Source organism: Sphingomonas sp. PAMC 26605 (assembly GCF_000241485.1).
In the GTDB taxonomy this organism is placed as follows: Bacteria; Pseudomonadota; Alphaproteobacteria; order Sphingomonadales; family Sphingomonadaceae; genus Sphingomonas.
Genome location: NZ_JH584241.1, coordinates 683687 through 692292 on the forward strand (window position 1 = coordinate 683687; position 8606 = coordinate 692292).

7 protein-coding genes are annotated in these 8606 nt (G+C 68.1%); all 7 read left to right on the forward strand.

The window, feature by feature from the left end:
* The first annotated feature begins 67 nt into the window (after positions 1-67).
* A complete protein-coding gene (locus tag RH90_RS02985; protein WP_010183795.1) occupies positions 68-1468 on the forward strand; it encodes a UDP-N-acetylmuramoyl-tripeptide--D-alanyl-D-alanine ligase in 1401 nt (466 codons plus the stop codon).
* Positions 1468-2538, forward strand: a complete 1071-nt coding sequence (gene mraY, locus RH90_RS02990) for a phospho-N-acetylmuramoyl-pentapeptide-transferase (RefSeq protein ID WP_010183797.1) — start codon at positions 1468-1470, stop codon at positions 2536-2538. Before RH90_RS02985 ends, mraY begins: the two co-directional genes overlap by 1 nt.
* Positions 2535-3920: a UDP-N-acetylmuramoyl-L-alanine--D-glutamate ligase gene (murD, locus tag RH90_RS02995; RefSeq protein ID WP_029624994.1), complete on the forward strand. Its 1386-nt coding sequence runs from the start codon at positions 2535-2537 to the stop codon at positions 3918-3920. Before mraY ends, murD begins: the two co-directional genes overlap by 4 nt.
* Positions 3917-5137, forward strand: a complete 1221-nt coding sequence (locus RH90_RS03000) for an FtsW/RodA/SpoVE family cell cycle protein (RefSeq protein ID WP_010183799.1) — start codon at positions 3917-3919, stop codon at positions 5135-5137. Before murD ends, RH90_RS03000 begins: the two co-directional genes overlap by 4 nt.
* A complete protein-coding gene (gene murG, locus RH90_RS03005) occupies positions 5137-6279 on the forward strand; it encodes an undecaprenyldiphospho-muramoylpentapeptide beta-N-acetylglucosaminyltransferase (RefSeq protein ID WP_010183800.1) in 1143 nt (380 codons plus the stop codon). Before RH90_RS03000 ends, murG begins: the two co-directional genes overlap by 1 nt.
* On the forward strand, positions 6276-7694 hold the full coding sequence (gene murC, locus RH90_RS03010) for a UDP-N-acetylmuramate--L-alanine ligase (protein ID WP_010183801.1): 1419 nt from the start codon (positions 6276-6278) through the stop codon (positions 7692-7694). The genes murG and murC overlap by 4 nt, the downstream gene beginning before the upstream one ends.
* Before the next feature lie 10 nt (positions 7695-7704).
* The coding region (gene murB / locus RH90_RS03015; protein WP_051124732.1) for a UDP-N-acetylmuramate dehydrogenase at positions 7705-8606 on the forward strand (902 nt) is incomplete at its 3' end.

Consider the following 8606-nt stretch of genomic DNA (forward strand, 5'->3'; position numbering starts at 1 on the left):
TGTGTCTCACCGAGCGTGTCCCCCCGTTACAGCCCCACCCCAACCCCTCCCCTGAAGGGGAGGGGCTATGAAGGTACTCTGGACCTCCGCCGCCATCGCCGCCGCAACCGGCGGTTCCGCTTCCGCACCCTTCACCGCCACCGGCGTCACTTTCGACTCGCGCGAAGTCGGCCCCGGCGACCTGTTCATCGCGCTGACCGGCGAGGCGACCGACGGGCACCGTTTCGTGCCGCAGGCCTTCGTTCAGGGCGCAGCCGGCGCGATCGTGTCGCAGCCGGTCGAGCATCCGCACGTCCTCGTCGATGACACCACAGCAGCCCTCGACGCGCTCGCCCGCGCCGCCCGCGTTCGCACGACTGCAAAAATCATCGGCGTCACCGGATCGGTCGGCAAGACCGGCACCAAGGAAGCCCTCTTCGCCGCGCTCGACCGCGGCGCGCGGGGACAGGCGCACCGCTCGGTCAAGAGCTACAACAACCATACCGGCGTGCCGCTCAGTCTCGCGCGCATGCCTGCCGACACCCGTTTCGGCGTGTTCGAAATGGGCATGAACCACGCCGGCGAGCTCAGCGCACTGACCCGGCTCGTCCGCCCGCACGTCGCGATCGTCACGACGATCGCGCCTGCACACACCGCCTTCTTCCGCGACGAAGCCGCAATCGCCGACGCCAAGGGCGAGATCTTCCAGGGGCTCGAACCGGGCGGGGTCGCGATCGTGCCGTACGACAGCCCGCACCGCGACCGGCTGATCGCCGCCGCCGCGCCGCATGCCGCGCGGACCGTGACGTTCGGTCTCGACAAGGGCGCCGACGTCCATTCGATCGAATCGATGCGCCTCGCCAGTGGCGCGACCTTCGTCACCGCGGTTGTCGGGGAGCGCGAGCTGAGCTTCACGATCAGCCAGCCCGGACTGCACTGGGTGTCGAACAGCCTGGCTCTGCTCGCGGCGGTCGATGCGGTGGGCGGCGATCTCGCGGCGGCGGGGCTGGCGCTCGCCGAACTCGGCGGCCTTGCCGGACGCGGCGCGCGCTTCGCGCTGCCGGTCGACGACGGCGAAGCGCTGATCATCGACGAAAGCTACAACGCCAACCCGTCCTCGATGCGCGCGACGCTCGCGGTGCTCGGCGCCGAGCGCGCAACGCGGAAAATCGTGGTGCTCGGCGAGATGCGCGAACTCGGCGAACGCTCCGCGGACTATCACGCCGCGCTGGTCGAGCCGATCCTCGCGGCGGGCGTCGAAGCGGGCATCCTGGTCGGTGAAGCGATCGCGCCGCTTGCGAACGCGCTTGAGGGGAGGGGCGATTTCGTCCATGTCGCCGACGCCGCGGCGGCGCGCGCCCTGCTGACCCAGCTGCTGGCGCCCGGTGACGCGGTCCTCATCAAGGGATCGAACGGTGTGGGGCTTTCGGCGATCGTCGCCGACCTGCGCGGCAGGATACCGGACACCCTGCGGAGCGGGACAGTTTAATGCTCTATCTCATTGCCGACTATCTCGGCTTCCCCGGCCTGCTCAACCTGATCCGGTATCAGAGCTTCCGCACCGGCGCCGCGGTCGCGACGTCGCTGTTCCTCGGGCTGCTGATCGGCCCGCGCTTCATCGGCTGGCTGCGGCTGCGCCAGGGCAAGGGGCAGCCGATCCGCAGCGACGGCCCGCAATCGCATCTCGCCAAGCGCGGCACGCCGACGATGGGCGGGCTGATGATCCTGACCTCGATGATCGCCTCGATCCTGCTGTGGATGGATCTGTCGAGCCCCTATGTCTGGGCCTGCACTTTCGTAACGCTGGGGTTCGGCGCGATCGGGTTCCTCGACGACTATGACAAGGTGCGCAAGGCGAGCACGGCGGGCGTGTCGAGCCGGCTGCGGCTGGTCGGCGAATTCGTCATCGCCGGGATCGCGGCGACGCTGATCGTTCATCAGAACGGGACGCATCTGTATCTGCCGTTCTACACCGGGTCGGTGATCGATCTCGGCTATTTCTACATCGTGTTCGCGGCGTTCACGATCGTGGCGTTCGGCAATGCGGTGAATCTGACCGACGGGCTCGATGGCCTCGCGACGATGCCGGTGATCATCGCCTCGGTCGCCTTCATGGCGATCGTCTATCTCGTCGGGCGCGCCGATTTCGCGCATTATCTGGGGATCCCACATGTGCCGCACGCCGGCGACCTCGCGATCTTCTGCGGGTCGATCGTCGGCGCGGGGCTCGCCTTCCTGTGGTTCAACGCGCCGCCCGCGGCGGTGTTCATGGGCGATACCGGCAGCCTTGCGCTCGGTGGCGCGCTCGGCGCGATTTCGGTCGTCGCGCATCACGAGATCGTGCTCGGCATCATCGGCGGGCTGTTCGTGGTCGAGGCGATGAGCGTCATCATCCAGGTGTTCTTCTACAAGCGCACGGGCAAGCGCGTCTTCAAGATGGCGCCGATCCACCACCATTTCGAACAGCTCGGCTGGAGCGAGCCGACCGTCGTGATCCGCTTCTGGATTATCGCGCTCGTGCTCGCGCTGGCAGGGCTCTCGACGTTGAAACTCCGGTGATCGTCTCGCCCCTCTGGCGTGGGAAAAGCTACGCCGTGCTGGGGCTTGCACGCTCGGGCGCGGCGAGCGTGCGTGCGTTGCTGGCGGGCGGTGCGCGGGTCGTGGCTTGGGATTCCGATGCGGCGAAGCGCGACGCCATAGCCCCTCCCCTTCAGGGGAGGGGTTGGGGTGGGGCCGTGCTGGACGCGAACGCTGCGCCTGCTGCAGACATCCCCACCCCCAACCCCTCCCCTGAAGGGGAGGGGCTTTTGACGCTTGCGGACCCGCTCGAGATCGATCTCGCCGGTTTCGACTCGTTGGTAGTCTCCCCAGGGGTGCCGCTCAACCGCCACCCGGTCGCCGCGAAGGCGCGCGCTGCGGGCGTGCCGATCATCGGCGACATCGAACTCTTCGCCCAGGCCCGCGCATCGCTCCCGCCGCACAAAGTCGTCGGCATCACCGGCACCAACGGCAAGTCGACCACCACCGCGCTCGTTCACCACATCCTGCAGACCGCGGGTATCCCGAGCCTGATGGGCGGTAACATCGGCCTGCCGATCCTCGAACAGGACCCGCTCCCCGCGAGCGGCGTCTATGTGCTCGAACTGTCGAGCTACCAGATCGACCTGACGCACAGCCTCGATTGCGACGTCGCGGTGCTGCTCAACCTCACCCCCGACCATCTCGACCGCTATGACGGGTTCGAGGGCTATGCCGCCTCCAAGGCGCGACTGTTCGCGATGCAGTCCGCAACGCACGCTGCGGTGATCGGTATCGGCGACACCCCCTCGGCGCTGATCGCGCGCGGCCTGTCGGCGCGTGGCGAGCATCTCACCAAGATCGCGCCCGGCGTGTGCATGGACCAGTCGCGCTGGCCGAGCCTGCAAGGCCCGCACAACGCCCAGAACGCGCTCGCTGCGATTGCCGCGTGCCAGGCGCTGGGCGTACCTGAGGCGATGATCGATCGCGGGCTCGAAAGCTTTGCCGGCCTGCCGCATCGCATGGAGCGTGTCGCGGTGCGGAACGGCGTGGCGTTCGTCAACGACAGCAAGGCGACCAATCCCGAATCGACCGCGCCCGCGCTCGCGGCGTTCTCGCGCGTCCACTGGATCCTCGGCGGCAAGGCCAAGGCGGACGATCTCGACGCCTGCGCCCCGTCCTTCGGCCATGTCGTCAAGGCCTATACGATCGGCGAGGCGGCGCAGCGCTTCGCCGCGATCCTTGACGGCAAGGTCCCGGTCGAAGTGAGCGGCGATCTCGCCACCGCGGTCGCGCACGCCGCTGCCGCAGCGCAACCGGGCGACACCGTCTTGCTTTCGCCGGCTTGCGCCTCGTTCGACCAGTTCCGCGATTTCGAGGATCGCGGCGATCAATTCCGCGTAGCGGTCGAGGCGCTGGCATGAGCGAGAGCGACGTCGAGCCCAAGCTGTGGAAGAGCATGAAGCATCGCGGCGGGCGCGGCGATCGCTCGGCGCTTGGCATGTGGTTCTGGGATATCGACCGGATGCTGCTGCTGCTGACGCTGCTGCTCGTGGCGGTCGGGCTGGTCGCAGTCGGGGCGGCGTCGCCCGCCGCCGCGACGCGCTATTCCGACGGCAAGCACGTCGTGCCGCCGCTGTTCTATCTGTGGTGGCAGCTCGCCTGGGTCAGCGTCTCGCTGCCGGTGCTGCTCGTCGTGTCGATGCTGCCAGTGCCCGTCGCGCGCCGGATGGCGCTGATCGGGACGGTCGCGTGCCTCGTGCTGCTGATGCTCGTGCCGGTGATCGGGGTGCAGAAGAACGGTGCGACGCGCTGGCTTAATCTCGGCGTGTCGCTGCTCCAGCCGTCCGAATTCCTCAAACCCTTCTTCATCGTCACCGCCGCTTGGGTGCTGTCGATGCGCGCGCAGGACGAGTCGCTTCCGGTGGTCACGATCACCGGCGGGATGACCGCGCTCGTCGCGGTGCTGCTGATGCTCCAGCCCGATTTCGGGCAGACGGTGGTGTTCTGCGCGGTGTGGATGGCGTTGCTGATGATCTCGGGCACGTCGCCCAAGGTGATCGGCGGGCTGATCGCCGCGGTGCCGCTGGGGCTTGGCGCGGCGTACATGTTCTACGGGACGGCGCGCGCGCGGATCAACGCGTTCCTGTTTCCCGATGCGGAAGGGATCGGCGCGGCCGACCATTTCCAGACCAATGCCGCGCACGACACGATCACCGCGGGCGGCTGGCGCGGGACCGGGCCGGGGGGCGGCGCGATGAAGTTTCGGCTGCCCGAGGGGCATACCGACTACATCTTTTCGGTGATCGGCGAGGAATTCGGGCTGATCGCGTGCATGATCATCGCGCTGATCTTTCTCGCGATCGTAGTGCGCGTGTTCGTCAAGCTGCTCGACGAACAGGACGAATTCCGGCTGTTCGCGGCCGCTGGCCTCGCGACGCAGTTCGGCGTCCAGGCGCTGATCTCGATGGCGGTCAACACCGGGCTCGCCCCGTCGAAGGGCATGACGCTGCCCTTCATCAGCTATGGCGGATCGTCCCTGGTCGCGCTGTCGATCGGGATGGGGTTGCTGCTGGCGTTTACCCGGCGCAATCCGTTCGTTACGCGATCCAAATATATCGCGCATCGGAGCGGCATATAATGGCAAAGCATTTCGTATTGGCAGCAGGCGGCACCGGCGGGCACATGGTCCCCGCCGCCGCGCTCGCCGCCGAGCTGATCAAGCGCGGGCATTATGTCGCGCTCGTCAGCGATGAGCGCGGCGTGCGCTTCCCCGGGCTGTTCGAGGGGATCCAGACGCATATCCTTCCCGCCGGCCGCCTCACCGGCGGGCCGATCGGCTATCTGAAGGCGGCGCGGGCGATGCTCAATGGCCGCGCGATGGCGATCGAGCTGTACAAGAGCTTCCGCCCCGATGCGGTGATCGGCTTTGGCGGTTACCCCGCGCTCCCGGCGCTGCTCGGTGCGTTCAACCAGGGTATCCCGACCGCGGTGCACGAGCAGAATGCCGTGCTCGGCCGCGTCAACCGGCTCGTCGCGGGCAAGGTCGATGCGATCGCCACGTCCTACGCCGACGTCGCGCGGCTCGCGCCGAAGCTGCAGGCGAAGACGCATCTCGTCGGCAATCTGGTGCGCGACGCGGTGCTCGCCTTGCGCTCGAAGCCGTATCCGCTGCTCGAGGAGGACGGCATCTTCCGCGTCCTCGTCACCGGCGGCAGCCAGGGCGCGAGCGTCCTGTCGCAGGTCGTCCCCGACGGCCTTTCGATGTTGCCCGTCGCCTTCCGGCGGCGGCTGCAAGTCACCCACCAGGCGCGGATCGAGGATATCGAGGCCTGCCGCGCCAAATATGCCGAGCTGTCGATTGCCGCTGACCTTGCCACCTATCTGCCCGACATGCCCGAACAGCTTGCCTGGGCGCATCTCGTGATCGCGCGTGCCGGTGCTTCGACGCTCGCCGAGCTCACCTGTGCCGGACGGCCGGCGATTCTCGTGCCGCTGCCCTCGGCGACCGACGACCATCAGACCGCCAATGCGCGCGAGATGACGCTTGCCGGCGGCGCGCGGACGATCGATCAGCGCCACTTCACGCCGGTCGAGCTCGCCAAGCAGATGCAGAAATTGGGGCTCGACCCCGAGGCGCTGCAGAATGCCGCGGGGCGTGCGCGGGCGTGTGGGCGGCCTGACGCCGTGCGCGACCTCGCCAATCTGGTCGAGAGCCTCGCCGATCCGCTCGGCACGATGCCGATCGGCAAGCCGCAGCCTGCCAAGGCGGCATTCGCATGAGGGGCGTCGCAACCGATATCGGGACGATCCACTTCGTCGGCATCGGCGGGATCGGCATGTCGGGCATCGCCGAGGTGATGAAGAATCTCGGCTATGCGGTGCAGGGTTCCGACGTGGCCGAGGGCTATGTCGTCGAAGGCCTGCGCGCCAAGGGGATCAAGGTGCTGATCGGGCACCATGCCGACAATCTCGGCGACGCCGCGGTGATCGTCACGTCGACCGCGATCAAGCGCGGCAATCCCGAGGTCGAGGCGGCGCTCGAACGCCGCATCCCGGTGGTGCGGCGCGCGGAAATGCTTGCCGAATTGATGCGGCTGAAATCGACCGTCGCGGTCGCGGGGACGCATGGCAAGACGACGACGACCTCGATGGTCGCGGCGTTGCTGGATGCCGGCGGGGTCGATCCGACCGTCATTAACGGCGGCATCATCAACTCGTACGGCTCGAACGCGCGCCTGGGCGCGAGCGACTGGATGGTGGTCGAGGCCGACGAGAGCGACGGCAGCTTCCTGCGTTTGGACGGGACGATCGCGGTCGTCACCAATATCGATCCCGAGCATCTCGATCACTATGGCTCGTTCGACGCGGTCAAGGATGCGTTCGTCGAGTTCGTCGAGAACGTGCCCTTCTACGGCGCGGCATTGCTCTGCCTCGATCATCCCGAGGTGCAGAACATCATCCCGCGCGTCCGCGACCGGCGCGTCGTGACCTATGGCTTTTCGGCGCAGTCCGACGTGCGCGGGGTGAACGTCACGCCGATCCCCGGGGGCAACCGCTTCGAGGTGATCGTCCGCCACCGTGACGGGACGACGCGCTCGATCGAGGGGATCGAGATGCCGATGCCGGGGCGGCACAACGTCCAGAACGCGCTCGCCGCGATCGGCGTCGCGCTCGAACTCGGCATCGAGGATGCGACGATCCAGCAGGGGTTCGCCAAGTTCGGCGGCGTGAAGCGGCGTTTCACGAAAGTTGGTGAAGTGGGGGTCGGCGAGACCGGCGTCGTGACGATCATCGACGATTACGGGCATCACCCGGTCGAGATCCGCGCGGTGCTGTCGGCGGCGCGCGAGGGTGTCGAAAATCGCGTGATCGCGGTGGTGCAGCCGCATCGCTTCTCGCGACTGGGCGATCTGATGGAGGAGTTCCAGGGCGCGTTCAACGATGCCGATATGGTGTTTGTCGCGCCGGTGTATGCGGCGGGCGAGGCGCCGGTCGCGGGTGTCGATGCCGAGGCGTTGGTCGAGGGATTGAAGCGGCGCGGGCATCGCTCGGCGGCGACGATTGCTGGGCCGGAAGAGCTTGCGAGCGCGTTGGCGAAGGCGGTGCAGCCGGGCGACATGGTGGTGTGCCTGGGGGCAGGGGATATCACGAAGTGGGCGGCCGGCTTGGCGGCTGGCATCGAGGCCGCGCGATGATGGCGCGCGCATCTTCTTCTTCCCCCCTCCCGCTTGCGGGAGGGGAGAGCGTGGTGCAGCGTCGCTTCCGCGCGTCGAGGGCCGTCTGACCGAATCCGCCCCGCTCGCCCCGCTCGTCTGGTTCAAATCCGGGGGCAGCGCAGAGTGGCTGTTCGAGCCCAAGGACACCGACGACCTCAGCGCCTTCCTCGCTAGCCTCGACCCCAGCATCCCGGTCCTCCCGCTCGGCCTCGGCTCGAACCTCATCGTCCGCGACGGCGGCGTCCCCGGCGTGGTGATCCGCCTCGGCAAGCCCTTCGCCAAGGTCGAGACGCTCGACGCCACCACGCTACGCTGCGGCGGGGGCGCGAGCGGGATCCTCGTCTCGTCGAGCGCGCGCGATGCCGGTATCGGCGGCGTCGAGTTCCTGCGCTCGATCCCCGGAACGGTCGGCGGCTTCGTGCGGATGAACGGCGGCGCCTATGGGCGGGAGACGAAGGATGTGCTCCTCAAGTGCGACATCGTCCTGCGCTCGGGCGAGCGGCAGACGCTCGCGGTCGAGGCGCTCGGCTACACCTATCGCCACTCGACGCTCCCCGCGGGCGCGGTCGTGGTCAGCGCGACCTTCCGCGGCCATCCCGAAGCGCCAGCAGTAATCCAGGCCGAGATGGACCGCATCGCCGCCGAGCGCGAGGCGTCGCAACCGCTGCGCTCGAAGACCGGCGGGTCGACCTTCAAGAATCCGCCCGACCACAAGGCCTGGGCGCTGATCGACGCCGCCGGCTGCCGGGGCCTGCGGCGCGGCGATGCGCGGGTCAGCGAGAAGCATTGCAACTTCCTGCTCAACCTTGGCGCGGCGACGAGCGCCGATATCGAGGCGCTCGGCGAGGATGTGATTGCGCGGGTGAAGGCGCAGTCGGGGGTGACGTTGGA

Excerpts from the sequence above, each read along its gene's own strand:
- murC (WP_010183801.1), top strand. The coding sequence starts at position 6,276 with ATGAGGGGCGTCGCAACCGATATCGGGACGATCCACTTCGTCGGCATC.
- RH90_RS02985 (WP_010183795.1), top strand. The coding sequence starts at position 68 with ATGAAGGTACTCTGGACCTCCGCCGCCATCGCCGCCGCAACCGGCGGT.
- RH90_RS03000 (WP_010183799.1), top strand. The coding sequence starts at position 3,917 with ATGAGCGAGAGCGACGTCGAGCCCAAGCTGTGGAAGAGCATGAAGCAT.
- murG (WP_010183800.1), top strand. The coding sequence starts at position 5,137 with ATGGCAAAGCATTTCGTATTGGCAGCAGGCGGCACCGGCGGGCACATG.
- mraY (WP_010183797.1), top strand. The coding sequence starts at position 1,468 with ATGCTCTATCTCATTGCCGACTATCTCGGCTTCCCCGGCCTGCTCAAC.